At 61.8% G+C, this 17,844-nt stretch carries 8 protein-coding genes and 2 pseudogenes; 6 read left to right on the top strand and 4 right to left on the bottom strand.

All coding sequences use genetic code 11. The features are described 5' to 3' along the window. The 4 genes and pseudogenes from FJW03_RS16085 to FJW03_RS30395 form a co-directional block, all read right to left on the bottom strand. Positions 1-1,077 (bottom strand): glycosyltransferase, encoded by a 1,077-nt coding sequence (locus FJW03_RS16085; RefSeq protein WP_140764237.1) that lies wholly within the window; start codon positions 1,075-1,077, stop codon positions 1-3. Positions 1,078-1,096: 19 nt separating this feature from the next. Next, on the bottom strand, positions 1,097-1,873 hold the full coding sequence (locus FJW03_RS16090; protein WP_140764239.1) for a hypothetical protein: 777 nt from the start codon (positions 1,871-1,873) through the stop codon (positions 1,097-1,099). Positions 1,874-1,878: 5 nt separating this feature from the next. Beyond that, positions 1,879-5,199 (bottom strand): glycosyltransferase, encoded by a 3,321-nt coding sequence (locus FJW03_RS16095; protein WP_226890371.1) that lies wholly within the window; start codon positions 5,197-5,199, stop codon positions 1,879-1,881. Positions 5,200-5,427: 228 nt separating this feature from the next. After that, positions 5,428-5,664: pseudogene (locus FJW03_RS30395) on the bottom strand (glycosyl transferase); the annotation flags it as partial. A 1,281-nt stretch (positions 5,665-6,945) separates the two neighbouring features. On the opposite strand from FJW03_RS30395, the gene FJW03_RS16105 reads away from it, so the two are divergent. From FJW03_RS16105 to FJW03_RS16130, 6 genes and pseudogenes are all read left to right on the top strand, one after another. Then, entirely contained in the window at positions 6,946-7,260 is a 315-nt protein-coding gene (locus FJW03_RS16105) for a hypothetical protein (RefSeq protein ID WP_140764248.1), read from the top strand. Between the two features lie 152 nt (positions 7,261-7,412). Then, a pseudogene (locus tag FJW03_RS16110) lies at positions 7,413-7,787 on the top strand (DUF4347 domain-containing protein); the annotation flags it as partial. Positions 7,788-11,066: 3,279 nt separating this feature from the next. Further along, positions 11,067-11,372, top strand: coding sequence for a hypothetical protein (locus tag FJW03_RS16115; RefSeq protein WP_226890744.1), 306 nt, complete (start codon positions 11,067-11,069; stop codon positions 11,370-11,372). A gap of 206 nt (positions 11,373-11,578) precedes the next feature. Further along, positions 11,579-13,882 carry a peptidase domain-containing ABC transporter gene (locus FJW03_RS16120; protein WP_181173404.1) on the top strand — a complete coding sequence of 768 codons (2,304 nt, stop codon included), beginning with the start codon at positions 11,579-11,581 and terminating at the stop codon, positions 13,880-13,882. Positions 13,883-13,987: 105 nt separating this feature from the next. Then, complete coding sequence (locus FJW03_RS16125) at positions 13,988-15,328, top strand: HlyD family type I secretion periplasmic adaptor subunit (RefSeq protein WP_226890372.1); 1,341 nt, start codon at positions 13,988-13,990, stop codon at positions 15,326-15,328. Positions 15,329-15,402: 74 nt separating this feature from the next. Continuing rightward, a complete protein-coding gene (locus FJW03_RS16130; protein ID WP_226890373.1) occupies positions 15,403-17,088 on the top strand; it encodes a tetratricopeptide repeat protein in 1,686 nt (561 codons plus the stop codon). Positions 17,089-17,844: the final 756 nt, after the last annotated feature.

Raw genomic sequence — 17,844 nt, forward strand, 5'->3', positions numbered from 1 at the left:
TTATGCCCGCTCCTCGTCCCGCCGCCGGATGAAGAAATCAAGATTGTCCTTGAGGCGCCGATTGCCCATATCCAATTCCAGCGCACTTCGCCCCCATTCGACCGCCCGGTCCATGGCATTGAGGCGCCACGATGCAATCGCACCGAGATCATACAGCCGAAAACCCCAGCAGTTCGCGTCGTCCAGATAGCTGCCGGTGCGGTGCGTCTTCTCGATCCCATTGGTGCAGGCCCAGAAGAGATTCAGCCAGTCGGCCTTGCCATGGAACTCCTCGGCCAGGTCGAGCCAGATTTCACGACGATGAGGCGCTTCCATCCTGGCTTTGTCCAGCCAGGACAATCTCTGCTCCGGTAGCATACGCGCGATGTAGCGCATCGCCTCGGAGCGCTCTTCCGCCCACTTGCTTGTCGGCAATTCAAGGTAGCGCTGGAGCAACGGAACGGCCCGCTCTTGTTGGTTGGCCCACATCAAGTCCCGCCCGAGCCAAAAGCAGATTTGAGCGTCGTCGGGATCTTCCTTGTGTGCCACCTCCATCAGCGGCAGGTAGCTGCTCCTTGTTGGCTTGGTAAGGTCTTGCACCTCGAACATGACGATGTCGCTGCTGCTCGCGGTGACTTCCGTTTCTGCAGTGAAGACCAGAGCTTCGTGGACTGGGCGCCTGAAGCGATATCCCCAGCGATGATGAAAGTTTTTCGCTGGCCAGCTTCGTAGCGGCGTCGGATCATCAACAGTCGATCTATAGACGGTCTGGCAATAAAGGGCTGTCGTCTCGGGCGTCCAGGCCGCCTCGAGCTTCTGCCGCCAGCCGGGCTCGAGGAACCGATCCATGTCCATTGTGCAGCACACATCGGCGTCGGGCGGGATCAGTGCCATGGCAGCGTTGCGGGCATCGTCGAAACGCCATGGGCGGACCGCTATTCGGTGCACGGTTACACCAGAAGCGGTCAGCAGTTCCACCGTGTCATCCGTGCTGCCGGTATCAGCCACGATGCGGTAGTCGGCATCGGCGGCGGAACTGGCCCAGCGCTCCGCGTTGGCGGCTTCGTTCAATGCGATGGTGTAGACGGCTATTTTCATCCCAAAACCTTCTATGGGTTTATGCCCCAAAGGAGTAGGTATGATAGACAAAGCGTATTGGCTTAGCGGTGTATCGATTTGTGCCAAGCATGTTCAGAATAGACCGCATTTCTTCGTAGGGGTTAACGCCTATAGATCGAAGATATGAGTAGAAAGCGCCGGTATCGTGATTACTTACCTGCGTATGCCGCATTAGAAATTCATCGACAATTCCAGCAGTCCAGCGATTCGTGAGGTGATGCCCCCAATAGAGATCGAGCCCCCATCCCGAGATTGAAAGGTCGAATGAATGGAGCATCTCTTTCAAGAAATTGCGCCTGAAGAAGGGTGCCATAACCTCGACCCAGTTCGTCGTCCGGAGCTTTAGGCCCGGATGCTGGCGGGTTAGCCCAATCGCATCAATACAATCTGGAGTAAGGGCGGGCTGTGCGAGATCAAGTGAATACTCATTGCAGAATTCAAAGAATTTATCAGGGTCGAAAGAAATTTCTATGTCGTCATCAAGAAAAAAAACTCCTTCATAGATGTTATGAAGCTCAGTGGTTTCGAATAGCTGTTTGGCTCCATGCATCTTTGATAAACCACCTGCGAAAACAATTTCTGCAGTGTTCCTAAGGATATCATCTGGATGAGGTGTGGCGTAGTAATTCACCGCAAGATCGTATTCGCGCCTCTCATCGGGAATCTCGGAGAAAAACGACGGTCGCGGTTTCGATCCGGCGCGTATGAGGATGAGATATCGCCTCGGCTGGCGTGGAACTGACAGCAGCTGAATATTGTTCGAGTTTTCAAACATTTCATTTAGTCCGATCCCGCGCCGCCGGCTCTCTCTGCGACTACTGCCGAGCCGGTGCAGTTCCTGCCGCGCTTGCGAATGGCCACCAATCCACCGAGCAACTTTGCCCGGTTGAGCTCATAGTGACTGTCGAAGAACAGGATTTCGGCGAATTGCCCCGCAAGCTCGCCGACACCGAGCGGGTCGACGGAGCGCGCCGCCCCGTGGTCCTTGATCTGGCGCAGCAATGTCTTGGTCAGAGTGATCTTGGCGCCGTCTTCGCCGGGCGGCTGCCAGTCGAGATCTTCGATGAAATACCAGCCGCCCTCGGCCAGCAGCGGAAAGAACTCCCGCAATGTGAGTTGTTCATCGAAGGATGCGTGGCTGCCGTCGTCGATGATGACATCGAGCGAGCCCGGTTCGATCGTCGCCGCGACCCGGCGGAGATCCTCCAGCTTGGACTGGTCGCAGACGAAGGATTTGAAGCGGTCGTTGTTGAGCTGCGAAAAATCCGTCAGGTCGACGCCGATCACCTGACAGAACGGGAAATAGCTCTGCCACAGCGAGACGGAAGGCGTCTCGGTCTGCTTGCCTTCCAATCTGCGGCACAGGCCGATCTCCATCAAGCGCCGCATCGACAGCCGCCGCGCCGACAGCAGCCGATCATAGATCCTCGCATAGCAATGGCGGTTGCCGGTATGCCGGTTCTTGTCGGTGTTGAACCGGTCGGCAAGGCTCGTGAAGGTGGGAAAGCCCTCCAGTGGGCTGATCAGCTGCGAAATGAAAGGGGCGCCTTTTTCGTCGGGGCTGGCTGCATTACGCGCCGTCCACAGATGAATGCCGAATACACGCTCGTCATTCAGGTAGTCGGCCAATTCCGTTATCGGCTTTTCAAACCTGTCGATTTCCATCCAGTCGATCGCGTTGAAGAACATCGGGCCGAAGACCTGATCGCGCAATTCGGCGCCGGCGTCCGATGCGATGTAGTCGGACAGAAGCTTGGGGCCGACATCGCCGAAATCCTTGCCATGGCCGGAATGGAAACGCTCGATCGACATTTCGTAGAGGGCTCGCATGTGTCGGCTGTAAGGCTTGGCATGCATGACGTTGCCGCAGATGAAATGGCCCTTGTGCGATCCGCGCCATTGCAGGTTGAAGAAGTGATCGCCCCGGAAGGGGAAGGGCCGCAGCAGGATGACGTCGGTATCCATCCATAGCCCGCCATGCTCGTACAGCAGGACGTAGCGGAAGATATCGCTGAAATACCTGATCTCGGAGCCGGCGACGATCCGCTCGAACAGAGCCTGCGGCATGATGTCGTCGGCATTGCAGACTTCGATCCTATGCGGGACGAGGAACGCAAGCTTCTCAGGTGCGTAGCTCCACACCCGCACCGGATGGCCCGCTGCCCGCATCGACGTCGTGGCCGCAATCAGGGTACGATGCTCGGCCTTGTCGGACATCACCTGGTAAAAGCAGTTGATCTTCGGAAGTGCGGTGTCATCGCTGCCAAGGAAGGGGGAAATCCGCGCGTCGAACTGGCGCGATCGTTCCCGCCGTTCCAGCGGAGAATCGACGTTGCGCAGAAACGGCGCGAGCTCGTGAAAAATTTCGTCTGTCGACTTCATGCCGCTGGAGCCGAGGTCCTTGCCTTCCGACGGTGCATGGCTCGCGTCGCCCATGGCTCCGCCGTCAGCACGGTCGGGTTTGATCCCTGCTTTCGTTGGCGGAGCGCCATGCCCGGAGCCTAGCATCAAGCTGGACGTCTTATCTGCCACACCCGATGGAAGACTATCCACACCCTGCAGCAACGAACCCACCTCCGCCTCGTCGACGGTCGCGATCCAGGACTCGCTGTCGGTGACGCTGTAGGAAATCAGCAAACGCCTTTCGTCCGGGTGCCACGCCAGCCCGGCGGCGAATTCAACGCCCTTTTTATCGAAGAAGAACGGACGGCTTACTCTTCGCAAGGTGTTGGCTTCGTCGAACCAGACGAACCGGTGCAGGTAGTAACGCCGCTTCTCCGCGGTTCGCCACTGGACTTCATGAATCAAGGCGAGCCACCCGCCGGCGAATGCGATCAGCTGCGTTCCGCCCCTGAACCGTTGGGCGGCAATCGCGGGAGAAGTCTCGCTAAGCGTCGAGCCCTGCTCGTCCACGATTCGGGTGGGGTCGCAGAGATAGATGAACTGCAGCGCCTCACCATGTCCCCCAGTCGTGCCGGGCTTGACTTGCGGCATCCAATTCTTCTCGTGTACCCGGTGTCCTGCCGGACGGAGCACGCGCCAGTCAACCAGGCGGCAAGAGTCGCTTTCCTCTATGCGCGCGACGACCTGCTCGCACCAGCCCTCCTCTGTCAGCTCGCGCACGCACGAGACGCCCCAAAGCGCATCGGACCAAGCGAACAGGCGCATGTCCTCGAAACCGAGCACCCGGCTGTTGGCGGGCCCCGGCATGTCAACCGGCGGCAAAATCTCGCTTGCGGACTGGATGGCGAGCTCATCACTCAATCGGAGCAGGAAATTGCGCGTCTGAACTGGAGCTCCGCCCGGCGTGTCGTATTGGAGATTGTCTTCGGCCAGGGTGTAGTTAATCGTCCGCTGCAAGAGCACGATCTGGTCGCCCAACCGAGCCACTGATGGGTTTGACGACCGATAGCCATCGGGCGCCTCGAACCCGATCGGTCGCGCGCTGAAAGACGGCATCAGTGTCTTGGCGGGCCGCACATAAAAAAACAGGTTAGACCACGCCAACTCCCTCGGGCCGTCGCTGATGGTCCGGTTCAGCGCTAACCAATTGCACGCCGCGAAACCGCGGTCCTTGCGCACCGGATCGCGCGCGTAGTTTGCCGCGATCGCAAACTCCTCCATGAGGCCTGTGGTGTAGACGTAGTCCTCGATAAACAGGATGTCCTGCTCCGGCCGCTTGATCGCCAGCCCTGCTTCCGAAAACAGCACGCTGGCGTCATTCATCCCCTTGTCGCGGTAGAATCGGGCCAGGTCATAGAGCGGCTCGGCTCGTTGCGGCCTTTGATTGAAGGCTACAAGCGCCTCGCTGATGAAGCCTGCCTCGTCGCCGAGCTGGCGCAGGCAGCGCGCCTCCTGCAGGCGGGCGTTCCACGCCTCCTCGTCCCATCCGCCCATGGCGGCGCGTTTGGCATAGGCCACCGCGGCCTCCTCTGTCCGCCCGGCGTCGCGATAGGATTGCGCCAGATAAAACCAATAGCGCTGATTTTCCGGATCCTTATCGAGGGCGTCCAATAGGAGCTTCGCATCACGTTCGAATTTGTCGATGCGGTTCGATCCGCTGGCGTGATCCTTGTACCAAGCGCTGCGCAGTTCGTGCACGTCCCCAGGCACATCGAGATATTCGTGGGTCACGCCGTGGTAGCGCGCGCCGGCGTCGCGCCTGACCAGGCGCGTGTTCCAGTAGGCCAGGCCGGAATCCGACCGCTGCAGCAGCCGGTAGCCCGAGCCGTTGAGCTGCTCCCGGAAGCCCGCATCCTCGACTACCAGTTCCATGTCGGCATCGTCGAAGAGCAGATAGTCATAACCGAGTGGCGAGGCGTAGGCGTGATCGAGTGCTGCGTTGCGCGCCTGCTCGAAATTGTGGAAGGGAAATTCGTGCAGCTCGCCCGGCAGGTTGCGGGCAGCGAAGAACGCTTTGATGAAATCCTGGGTCCCATCGGTCGAGCCAGTATCGCCGATGACCCAGCAGTCGATATGGTCGACAACCGCCCCGAGACAGCGTTGGAGGTTCGCCATCTCGTTTTTGACGATCATGTTCAGGCAAAGCCGTTTGGCGTTTGTCATTGGTGATCTACCGGCTCTCGATACGACCTTGGTTATGGGGACGATTTGCGCACCGCCTCGCCTTGCGGGATCCGCTTCGATGCAGATTTGCCAGGCTTCGATCGTTCATGCATTTCCCCACGCTGCCTTTACCCTTTTTGCTGGTCCAGCTCCGTGGAACAGCTTCCCTTCCTAAGTTCGATCATTCTTTCTCACGGATCCTACAGGTCTAGGAAACCGCGCTAACCTCACCCATGTGGTTGGCAGCCGCCCGGCAGTACCCGCGCAACCAATATCGTCAGCGGACGTGTCCGAACTGCAACTGCCGGCTGCCATGCTTCGTCCAGCTCAACGGTCGACGCCATATACTTCGCCGCCATTTGTTGACTGCCGTCAAGATTGGGACAGACACATCTGCGAACACATTGCCAGCTCACGAAAGCACGTGGCGTCCCGGCTGACTTGTATTCTCAGCGTATCGCCGACGCCGCGAGGCAGCATGGACGAGGAACGCGGTCACAACGATCCGATCTAGTTAAGTTGGTGATTTCTCTATTGTTCTCGCCGAATGGTCCACGTCCATTAGCTCGCAGGTGGCCGCCCTGCCGCATGGCGATTACAAATTACTTAATTAGTAGTTTACAACTTGCTAATTTTATACTTTACTAAAATACGGTGTTGAGAGGCGCCCGTGGATTGGACGGCGGCATGCCCGAATTTCTGCGAAGATCTCGCTCGGGGAGTTCAGTTAGAGAGGTCTGGGATATCAGGGCCGTTTCGCAGATTGTAAGTGCGTCCGCGGGGCGCGCCAACGATATGTTGTGTCTGTGCCCTCCCCTTTGGAGCCGGACGGTCTCCCATTCCCCCGAGAGTTGTCGCCGAGACGCCGGCGTCACGGTAACGGAGTGGGGTTGTGAATCGAGTAGTATCGCTTGCTTATCGCAAGGATTGTGCAGGCCGCGCTCGGGGTGGCCTCCATGGAATGTTGCGGCTAGGCGTCGTCAGAACCGATCGGCCGAATGATCTGACCGGCGCGCATCCGGCCCCGCGCTTCCTAACTCTCTTTCATCTATCCCTCGATTTCCGATCTCGGCACGATCTTGCGGAACCTGAGGCCGGAGGTCGAGGCGATCATGCCCCGGCGCCGCTCGGCGGGAGCCGGCGCGCCGGAACGAATTTCATCGATGTGGTGTCGCACACAGTTCGACCGGCCGGCGCCGCCGACCTCTTCGGACCGCGGGCATGCGGCAGCAAATGGAAATTGCCGGCTCAGTCGCCGCTGACCAAGGAGGATAAGATAAGATGAGCTACACAGCAGGATTCTCGGCTATGGAAGTCACCGTCAGGGGCGTTTTGCCCATCGGCGACACGACCGAAAACGTGGTCTATTTTATTCTGAACACGGCCGAGAGCGCGGTCGTCGGCCAGGTCATTCTTCCGAAGGCCGTGAAGCAAAGCCTTGCTGTCGCTCTCACCGTCAAGGTCCCGAGCACCGCTGGTTCGCTTGCGATTGGGACGTTTGATGATGGTGGGAATTTTCAGGTCGCCAGCTTCCTGCGCGTAGAGAGCCCGGCCGTAGGACGTCCCGACGGTGCTGTCGGGCCGGCCGGAAGATGAAGCCTCTCAAGCCTTTCCCCAGCGCCCACCGGCCGGTGGGCGCTTTCCGCTTGAACTGAATTCGAAGCCAACAGGAGCCAGTCATGGCCCGTGCCTCTGAAATTCTCTTTGTCGATCCTTCAGTCTCCGACCTCCAGACAGTTCTTGGCAACATGCGTCCGGAGGTTCAGGCGATTGTGCTCGATGGCCGCCGACCTGCGGCGCAGCAGATCGCTGCGGCGCTGGCAGAACACGACGGGCTCGACGCCGTGCACATCATGGCGCATGGCGCGCCTGGCCGGATCAGCTTCACGGCAGGAGAATGGTCGGCTGCGACATTGAGGGAAACCGCTGAGGACCTTGCCGCAATCGGCAGGGTACTTGCCGCGGACGGCGAGCTGAGGCTGTGGAGCTGCGAGACAGCATCAGGGGATGCGGGCGAAGCCCTTATACAGGCGCTGGAAAAGGCAGTGGGCGCGGGCGTTCGTGCATCCAAGTCGCTGGTTGGCGCAGCCGCCCTGGGCGGCGCCTGGGAGTTATCCTCACGCACATCCACGCCCACGCCGCCGCTGACGCCGGCTGGCGTGGCAGGTTACACCGGCGTGCTTGCAACATCGGGCGATCTGACACTTGCTGGACTTATAGCTACTGGTAACGGAAACAATATTAACACGTACTACCTTGTCGATACAAATGGTACGACCCTTAATACCGACGACACAGTCGTCGGTAGCTTTAATCTTCCATCTGGAAGCAACGGAAGAGTCCCAACTTTTTCCGCAACTATTACAATTCCAGACGTTACTCATACTTATTTAATTTACGATAGTGGCTTTGCCCTGTACGGTACACTTACTCCTGTCGACGCCGACTTAAATCCGGCCAATGGCCTCCAACTGACCAACCCGCCGAGTTATTCTTTCGTCACCACGCCTATCAACGAATTCGGGCCGGGCAATGATGGCAATCACTTTGCTGCTGGCACCCTAACTGTCGCGAGTGCTGGCACCGTGGGTGCAACAGGCCCCGCAGGCCCGACCGGAGCCACGGGTGCTACCGGCGCAACAGGCTCGACCGGCGCAACGGGTGCGACGGGAGCCACGGGCTCTACTGGCGCGAGTGGCTCCTCAGGTCCGACTGGCGCAACAGGCGCGACTGGTGCAACCGGCTCGACCGGTGCCACGGGCTCTACGGGTGCGAGCGGTTCGACGGGACCGACTGGCGCAATCGGTGCCACGGGGGCTACCGGCGCCGCGGGTTCCACTGGCGCTACGGGTTCCACCGGCGCCACGGGTTCTACAGGCGCGACCGGCGATACTGGCTCGATAGGGTCGACTGGAGCAACAGGCTCGACCGGAGCCACAGGCTCGACTGGGGCAACGGGTGAAACCGGCGCCACGGGCTCGACCGGAGCAACCGGAGCCACAGGCGCAACGGGCTCGACGGGCGCGACGGGTGATACCGGAGCGACCGGCTCGACCGGACCGACTGGCTCGACAGGTGCAACAGGCTCAACCGGCGCGACTGGCGCGACCGGCGCAATAGGCTCGACCGGAGCGACGGGTGATACCGGAGCGACCGGCTCGACTGGCGCCACCGGTTCGACCGGGGCAACCGGCTCGACCGGCGCAACAGGCTCAACCGGAGCGACTGGCTCGACCGGCGCAACAGGCTCGACCGGCGCAACAGGCTCGACTGGTGCAACAGGCTCGACCGGCGCAACAGGCTCAACTGGTGCAACAGGCTCGACCGGCGCAACAGGCTCGACCGGCGCAACAGGTTCGACCGGAGCGACGGGCTCAACTGGTGCAACAGGTTCGACCGGAGCGACGGGCTCGACCGGTGCCACTGGTTCGACCGGAGCGACTGGCTCGACAGGTGCAACAGGCTCAACCGGAGCGACTGGCTCGACCGGCGCAACAGGCTCAACTGGTGCAACAGGCTCGACCGGAGCGACGGGCTCGACCGGTGCCACTGGCTCGACCGGAGCGACAGGCTCGACAGGTGCAACAGGCTCAACCGGAGCGACTGGCTCGACCGGCGCAACAGGCTCAACTGGTGCAACAGGCTCGACCGGTGCCACTGGCTCGACCGGCGCAACGGGCTCTACCGGAGCGACCGGCGCAACTGGAGCTACCGGCTCGACCGGAGCGACTGGCTCGACCGGAGCGACGGGCTCGACAGGTGCAACAGGCTCAACCGGAGCGACTGGCTCGACCGGTGCCACTGGCTCGACCGGAGCGACGGGCTCGACAGGTGCAACAGGCTCAACCGGAGCGACTGGCTCGACCGGCGCAACAGGCTCAACTGGTGCAACAGGCTCGACCGGTGCCACTGGCTCGACCGGCGCAACGGGCTCTACCGGAGCGACCGGCGCAACTGGAGCTACCGGCTCGACCGGAGCGACTGGCTCGACCGGAGCGACTGGCTCGACCGGTGCAACAGGCTCGACCGGTGCAACAGGCTCGACCGGTGCAACAGGCTCGACCGGAGCAACCGGAGCGACAGGTGCTACGGGCTCGACCGGCGCAACGGGCTCTACCGGAGCGACCGGAGCGACTGGCTCGACCGGTGCAACAGGCTCGACCGGTGCAACAGGCTCGACCGGAGCAACCGGAGCGACAGGTGCTACGGGCTCGACCGGCGCAACGGGCTCTACCGGAGCGACCGGCGCAACTGGAGCTACCGGCTCGACCGGAGCGACTGGCTCGACCGGTGCCACTGGCTCGACCGGAGCTACCGGTTCGACCGGCGCAACGGGCTCTACCGGAGCGACCGGCGCAACTGGAGCTACCGGCTCGACCGGTGCAACCGGAGCGACTGGTGCAACGGGCTCGACCGGTGCAACCGGAGCGACTGGTGCAACGGGCTCGACCGGCGCAACGGGCTCTACCGGAACGACCGGCGCAACTGGAGCTACCGGCTCGACCGGAGCGACTGGCTCGACAGGTGCAACAGGCTCGACCGGTGCAACTGGCTCGACCGGTGCTACCGGCTCGACAGGTGCAACAGGCTCGACCGGAGCAACAGGCTCAACCGGTGCCACTGGTTCGACCGGAGCTACCGGCTCGACCGGAGCGACTGGCTCGACAGGTGCAACAGGCTCGACCGGAGCGACTGGCGCAACAGGCTCGACCGGAGCGACTGGCGCGACCGGCGCAACAGGCTCGACCGGAGCGACTGGCGCGACCGGTGCCACTGGTTCGACCGGAGCTACCGGCTCGACCGGAGCGACTGGCGCGACCGGCGCAACAGGCTCAACCGGAGCGACTGGCTCGACCGGTGCCACTGGTTCGACCGGAGCTACCGGCTCGACCGGAGCGACTGGCTCGACAGGTGCAACAGGCTCGACCGGAGCGACTGGCGCGACCGGCGCAACAGGCTCGACCGGAGCGACTGGCGCAACAGGCTCAACCGGAGCTACCGGCTCAACCGGAGCGACTGGCTCGACTGGCGCAACAGGCTCGACCGGTGCAACGGGCTCGACCGGTGCAACCGGAGCAACGGGTTCGACCGGAGCGACTGGCTCGACTGGTGCCACAGGTTCGACAGGCGCAACAGGCTCGACCGGTGCCACCGGTTCGACTGGTGCAACCGGCTCGACTGGGGCAACTGGTGCGACAGGCTCCCAAGGTCCGACAGGCCCGACCGGAGGAACCGGTTCGGTTGGTGGTGACACGGGTAGTCATAGCAACAACGGCCACGGCAACGGAGAACAGCCCGCGCCCGGCAATTCCGGAAACCATAACAATGCCGACAACAGCGGACACCAGGGACAGGGCAACTCCGCCGGTGGCCAAGGCAACGGAAACGGCGGGAATGCCAACGTGACGGCCAGCACGCTCGGCCTTAAGGACACGACGCAGTTCCTGCAGTCCCCCTCGACTGCCGGTGGTAGTGGTTCCGCCGATAAGGCGTCGTTCGGCCAATTGATCGGCCTCGCTGCGACCTCGATGACGACAGACCTGCTGAACGTCCTTAAGACGATCAGCGGATCTGGCAACAACCAGAACAAGCCGCTCGGGGCGAGCACTGATCTCACCTCGGACCAGACCAAGCCTGGCGCCGGCTACGCCAGCAACGACCACACCGTCAAGACGTCCCTGAAGGATCTCTTGAAGCCACACGAGTGAGTATAGAAGGCCACGATGGGAAGACGGACGCGCGGATCTCGCGGGAGAGCGGAATTCGCGCGTTCATCACTTTCAAACAGGGATCTGCATGAGAGTCGCGCGACCAATCCGTTCGGAGTACAATGGTGCATTGCCGGAGACCCCGGCAGAAACGCCTCGGCCCGGGCATTTTTGAATGGTCGCCCTGCGTACCGGATAAGAAGTCCATGGCAAACGTGCCCGCAAACCCCGAAAACCGGCCGGTCTCGATCCGCGCCGGCTCTGACGCCGACGCCGCAGCATCCCAGGCGGGCTCGCAGAACGCTGCCGCGCGGGCTCCCGGCGGTCCCGCCACGCACGATCAGATCGGGCTACGCCTCAAGGCAGTACTGCAGGCCGCCCGCTACCACGGCGTCGAACTCGACCCGAACGAATTTAGGACAGCGAACGCGGTTCCGACCGCTGCCGATCTCTCGCAGTGGGCGCAGAATGCCGGCATGTGGGTACGTGCCATCCGCATCCGCTGGTCCCACCTTTTGCGCTTCCAGGACACCGGACCGGTCGTGCTGTTGTTCAACGATGGCGGCGCGGCCCTCCTCACCGGGGCAAATGCCGAGCGCAACGTCGTTTTCCTCAAAAGTGCCGACGCACCAGACGACGGAGAGGCCACCGCCATCGACGAGCTGCGGCTGTCGCAGGTGTGGACGGGCGAAGCGGTGCTCCTGCGCGCGGCACGCTCCCATGTGGCGGCGGACGCGCCCTTCACACTTCACTGGCTCGCCCAACTGGTGCGGCTGGAAGGCCGGCCCCTGCGCGACATCGCCATTGCCTCGTTCACGCTGAGTGTCCTTACGATCCTGCCACCGCTCATCGTCATGACGTTGGTCAACAAGGTTCTGCAGTTCAACAGCCTCTCGACGTTGCTGCTCTTGTCGGCGGTGATTGCCGTGGTCTTCGTCTACGAGACGCTGCTTGGCCATGCGCGGCGTCTGATCATTAATGTCGTTGGCGCCCGTCTGGACACCAAGCTGCAGTTGCATGTTTTCAGCCGGCTCCTACGCCTGCCGCTCGATTATTTCGAGCGGCATCCGGCAGGCGAGACGATGTATCGTCTGGCCCAAGTCTATCGTATCCGTGAGTTCCTGACCGGAAAACTCCTCAGCACATTCCTGGATCTGATCACGCTCTGCGTGCTGGTACCAGTCATGTTTTACATCAACGCCGCGCTCGCCTGGATCGTTGTGGCCTGCGCGGTCGTGATTCTGCTTATCATCCTAGCCTTTCTCAAACCGCTGCGCCGGAGATACCAGAGGGTGGTCGACGCCGAGACCTGGAAATCGGCGGCACTCGGCGAGACTGTTGTCGGCATTAAAACGGTGAAGGCGCTCGGCCTAGAGCCGCAGCGCAAGGCGCTCTGGGATGAGCGGGTGGCCGAAGCGGGAAAGGCACGTCTCGCCTTCGGCCAGTTCGCCAACTGGCCGCAGACCCTGGTCACGCCGATCGAACGTGTGATGGTGCTGGGCACCATGCTGATCGGCGCCTATCTCGCGATGAACGACCGATCGGGTTATATGGTTGGCAGCTTGTTCGCCTTCATGATGATATCCCAGCGCGTTGCGCAGCCCCTAGTCGGCCTGGCGCGACTGGTTGAGGACTATGAGGAGGTCGGCGCGGCGCTCGGAGAGGCGGCGTCGGTCCTCAACCGGCCGCTGGAGAGCAGTTCGAATTCCACTGGCCTGAGACCCAGGCTCATGGGCGAGGTCGCATTCAGCGACCTGACCTTCAGCTACATCGCTACAAAGACACCAGCGCTTGACCGGGTCAGCTTCCACATTCCTGCAGGCGGCATGTTTGGCATTGTTGGGCGCAGCGGGTCAGGAAAATCAACAATCGCGCGCCTCCTGCAGGGGATCAATCGCGACTATAGTGGTTTCCTTAAGCTCGATGGCGTCGACCTCAAGGAGATCAACCTTCGCCATCTTCGCCAAGGGCTCGGCGTAGTCCTCCAAGACAACTTTCTGTTCCGCGGGTCGATCCGCGATAACATCATCGCCGGGCGCCCAGGCCTGACCCTTTCCGATGCCATGCGTGCCGCGCACCTGGCTGGCGCTCAGGAATTCATCGAGCGCATGCCCAATGGCTATGACACCTACATCGAGGAAGGTTCGCCCAACTTGTCAGGGGGTCAAAAGCAGCGGCTGGCGATCGCACGCGCCCTCATCCACGATCCGACCATTCTCATCCTCGACGAAGCGACCAGCGCTCTCGACCCGGAGAGCGAGGCGGTGGTCAGCGCCAATCTCATGCGCATCGCCAGCGGGCGCACGATGATTATCGTTTCGCACCGTCTGTCTTCGCTGACGGAATGCGACAACATCCTGGTCATGGATCAGGGTAAGGTCCTTGATGTCGCGCCGCACGCGACACTGCTTGAGCGATGCGCGCTCTATCGCCAGCTGTGGTCGCAGCAGAACCGGCACCTCGATGGGCGTCATGGTCGCCCGGTCGCCATTCCGCCGCGCTTGGTTTGACGATGCCACGATCCGTATGCGCCTCAGGTCCGTTAACGCATGAGTAGCACCTCTCTCATCACCCTCCCCTCTCGGCGCCAGCGGATAGAGACGCGGGACCCGACAATGCCAGCCATACTCGAGTTCCAGTGGCCGTCGACCGCTGTCGCGAATGCGCCTATTCCGCAGGCCGCGCGCGGCATCGTCTGGATCATCGCGAGTCTGGTCATCGCACTGATCGCGCTGGCGGGACTGATACCGGTCGATCAGGTTGTCACGGCCAGAGGGCTGGTGGTGTCAAAATCACCCAACATCGTCGTGCAGCCGCTGGACACCGCGATCGTGCGCTCGATCGACGTTCGTGAAGGACAGCACGTGCAGGCCGGGCAAGTGCTTGCTCGTCTCGATGCGACCTTTGCTTCTGCGGACCTGGCGGCGCTCGCGATGCAGGTTTCGACGCTTGAAGCTGAAGTGGCACGGTTGAAGGCGGAAGCAGATGGCCGGGCCTTCAATTACGACGGTCTCGACCCAAGCTGGACCCTGCAGGCATCAATCTTTGAGCGCCGCAAGGCGGTCTATGACGCCAAGGTTGAGAACTTCGACCGCCAGCGCGACGAACTCAATTCCGTGATCTCGCGTTCGCTATCGGATGCAGATGGCTACCGCCAGCGGCTCGCTGTCGCGGGCTCGATTGAAGAGATGCGCAAGCAGCTTGAAGCAAGGCAGGTGGGCAGCCGCCTCAATACGCTGCTTGCCGAGGACAATCGGGCTGAGATGTCCCGGGCGCTTGGCAATGCCGAGCAGACTGCGGAAGCCGCAAAGCTCCAGCAGGCGGCTGTGGCCGCCGAGCGCGACGGCTACATTCAGAGTTGGCGAGCAGATGTTTCGCAGAGCCTGTCCGAGGCGAGTTCGCGCATATCCGACGCCCGCGAGCTTCTCAATAAGGCAAGGCTGCGCAAGCAGTTGGTCGAGTTGAAAAGCGAAGCAGACGCGATCGTTCAGTCGGTGGCAAAGGTTTCCGTCGGTTCGGTGCTACAGTCCGGGGAGCGCTTGATCACACTGGTGCCAGCCAATGCGCCACTTGAGATCGAGACAAACATCGTCGGCCGCAGCAGCGGCTTTGTGCATGTCGGCGACCCAGTGATCATCAAGTTCGACACCTTCCCCTATTCGCAATACGGCCTAGCTCATGGCACCGTGCGGGCGCTTAGCCCCGATTCCTTCTCCGCGCAGGAGCAAGCACGCGATCCAAACAGCTCGCTGGCCATGCTGCCTTCGGACGCCGAGCCCTTCTATCGCACGCGCATTTCCATCGACCAGGTCGCCCTTCACGGCGTGCCCGCCGGTTTCTCCGTGAGCCCCGGCATGCCGGTGACCGCCGACGTGAAGGTCGGCCGCCGCACAGTGCTTAAATACATTCTCGGCGTGATGCTCCCGCTCGGGCAGGAAGCGATGCGGGAACCATAGAGCACGACGAAACAGAGGCTCGGTCGATGACAATCCTGAATCGTCTGGCTGTTCTGGCCTCTCCGGCGGCAGCTTTGCGCCGGGCGATCCAGCTCTCTGAAAGAGGCAAGCCCGCAGAAGCCTTTCCGCTGATGGCGACCGCGGCGCGGGCGGGGATCGTCGACGCCGAGTACCGGGTCGCGCGTTGCTATCTCGAAGGCTCGGGTGTCCCTCCGAGCCGTACAGAAGGCGCGCGGTGGCTACTGCGGGCAGCCAGCCACGGGAACGCCGATGCGCAAGCGCTCCTCGCCGCTCTTTATCTGACCGGACTGGTGGCCGAGGACGCTGACGGCCAGAGCGCCGGATCCGAGCAATTGTTCAAACCGGATTGCCCAAGCAAACCAAACTTCGCCGCCGCTTTCGACTTTGCCTCCAAGGGGGCCGAGGCAGGCTCGTCTACGGCACAGGCGATCCTTGGATTTATCCTTACCAGCGGCCCCAAATCGATGCGCGATGCCGATGCGGCGCACCGCTGGTACGAGAAGTCGGCTTCTGCGGGTTGCGCCGAAGGGTGCCTTGGCTTCGCCCTGTCGCTGGCGCGCCGCGGCAAACGCGAAAACCGGGTCAGGATAGCCGAAGAGGTAAGGCGCGCAGCCGACGCTGGGCTGCCGACCGCAACCTATCTTCTTGCGGTTCTTACCGAGCACGGGCTCGGCGTGACACGCGACATGGCTGCAGCCGCTCAACTCTATCAGGCTGCTGCAGAGAAGGGCCTGCCCTCCGCCCAGTTCCGGCTGGGATTGGCGCTGATTGACGGTGCACTCGTCGACCAGGATGTCGCTGCCGGAGAGGCGTGGATGCGACGTGCCGCCTTGGCCGGCAATATCGAGGCAGCCCATCTCCTGGGCAATCACTATGCGAAAACGCAGCGGCCGGATTTTGCAGAAGCCGCAAACTGGTATCGGCGAGCGGCCGAGGCGGGCCACCAGGCCGCCGCCCGCGCTTTGGCCTCGCTCTATTTGACGGGAAACGGCGTAGCCCAGGACGTCGAAGAGGGAGCACGCTGGCTGCGCGCTTCGGCAAATGGCGGCAATCAGGAGGCACAGATCGATCTTGCCAATCTTGTCCTCGCAGGAGCCGGAGAGCCGGATGACAGTGCTAGCGTTGCCGGATGGTTCGAAGCGGCCGCTTCATCGGGCGATCTGATCGCCGCATTCAATCTTGGGCTCTGCTTCGCCAACGGACTCGGTGTTCGCCAGGACGAGGGGCAAGCGGCGCAATGGCTAAGGCGCGCGGCCGAAGGTGTTCCCGACGGGCAATACATGTATGCCCGCCTCCTCCAGGATGGGCGCGGCGTTGCGGCCGATCCATCGCAGGCCCGCGTCTGGTTTGCCCGCGCAGCCAATGCCGGTATGCTCGACGCGCAAGTGGCACTTGCCGAGATGCTGCTCAACGGACGCGGGGGCCGGCGTGAGCCTAAAGTTGCAATGCAGCTTTTCGAGCAGGCCGCCGACGAGGGTCATGCCGGGGCGATGTTTGCGCTTGGAGCGCTGCATAGCGCTGGCCTGGGCTTGCCGGTCGACCAGATGACAGCGCAGAAATGGTACGCCGCCGCTGCCGGACGTGGACATGGCCAAGCCCAACTCATGCTCGGCCGTTATCTCCTCCAAGGTCTCGCCGGAGAGCGCGACGCGGTTGCCGCTCGCCTTTGGCTCGAGCGCGCGGCCGCACACGGTATCAGTGAGGCGGCCGACGAACTTGCGGAGTTCGCCTCTGGTTGAGACCTGCATGTGCAAGCACGCCAACCCACGCACCTGCCACGAACGAGGACAACCGGAGAATTTTAGGTTTCGTGCAGAAGCCATTGTCCCTCCTTTGACTACATCGGGCCGCGGATGGAGGAGTTCGTATCGATCGCGACGCCATGTCCCTGATCGACCTTCCCGGACGTGTGCAAATGGCGGCAATGTCCGGCTAGGCAGCAAGGCCGAGAGCGCCAGGCACAGATGCTCGCCGACTAACAGTACTTGCGACCTGCCGGTCGTTTGCGGTTTCCTTCCCCCTTTAACCAAAAACAAAGTGGGTGCAATCCGCATGCTTTACAAAATCCTAATTTTCGACTTTAGTAATATGACATGTAAAGAGACGTGCGACTGAAACAGGGGCGGTCGCGCGAGTAGTTGGGGGTTTGGGGTTCGTAAGACGAATTGTCAGGATGTACCTAAGGTGCGACCGGCTTGGCGTGCCAAGGGTTTACCTATGTTGTAATTCCGGGGTGTCCTGCATTTGTCTTTCGCTTTCCGAACTTTCTTACCGAGTGGTCGCCGAGGTGTCGGCGAAGGGGCAGGGGTAAGTGCGAGTAGGTCGGAGAGAGTCGCCACCGCGAGGCCAGTGCAGGAATGCCGCAGGCTTTGTCCGTTTGAATGGTCGCGCCCCCGCGCAGGCGACTTCACAATGCGTGCGCGACCCAGAAGAACTGCTGTTCATCGCCCCCGTCGTTTCTGATCTTCCAACGTCGTTGAAAAAATTGCGGCCCG

The organism is Mesorhizobium sp. B4-1-4 (assembly GCF_006439395.2).
GTDB lineage: Bacteria > Pseudomonadota > Alphaproteobacteria > Rhizobiales > Rhizobiaceae > Mesorhizobium.

What these genes read in the sequence shown, in the direction of transcription:
- FJW03_RS16085 (WP_140764237.1), bottom strand. Translation starts at nt 1,077, where the DNA reads ATGAAAATAGCCGTCTACACCATCGCATTGAACGAAGCCGCCAACGCG.
- FJW03_RS16090 (WP_140764239.1), bottom strand. Translation starts at nt 1,873, where the DNA reads ATGTTTGAAAACTCGAACAATATTCAGCTGCTGTCAGTTCCACGCCAG.
- FJW03_RS16105 (WP_140764248.1), top strand. Translation starts at nt 6,946, where the DNA reads ATGAGCTACACAGCAGGATTCTCGGCTATGGAAGTCACCGTCAGGGGC.
- FJW03_RS16120 (WP_181173404.1), top strand. Translation starts at nt 11,579, where the DNA reads ATGGCAAACGTGCCCGCAAACCCCGAAAACCGGCCGGTCTCGATCCGC.
- FJW03_RS16125 (WP_226890372.1), top strand. Translation starts at nt 13,988, where the DNA reads ATGCCAGCCATACTCGAGTTCCAGTGGCCGTCGACCGCTGTCGCGAAT.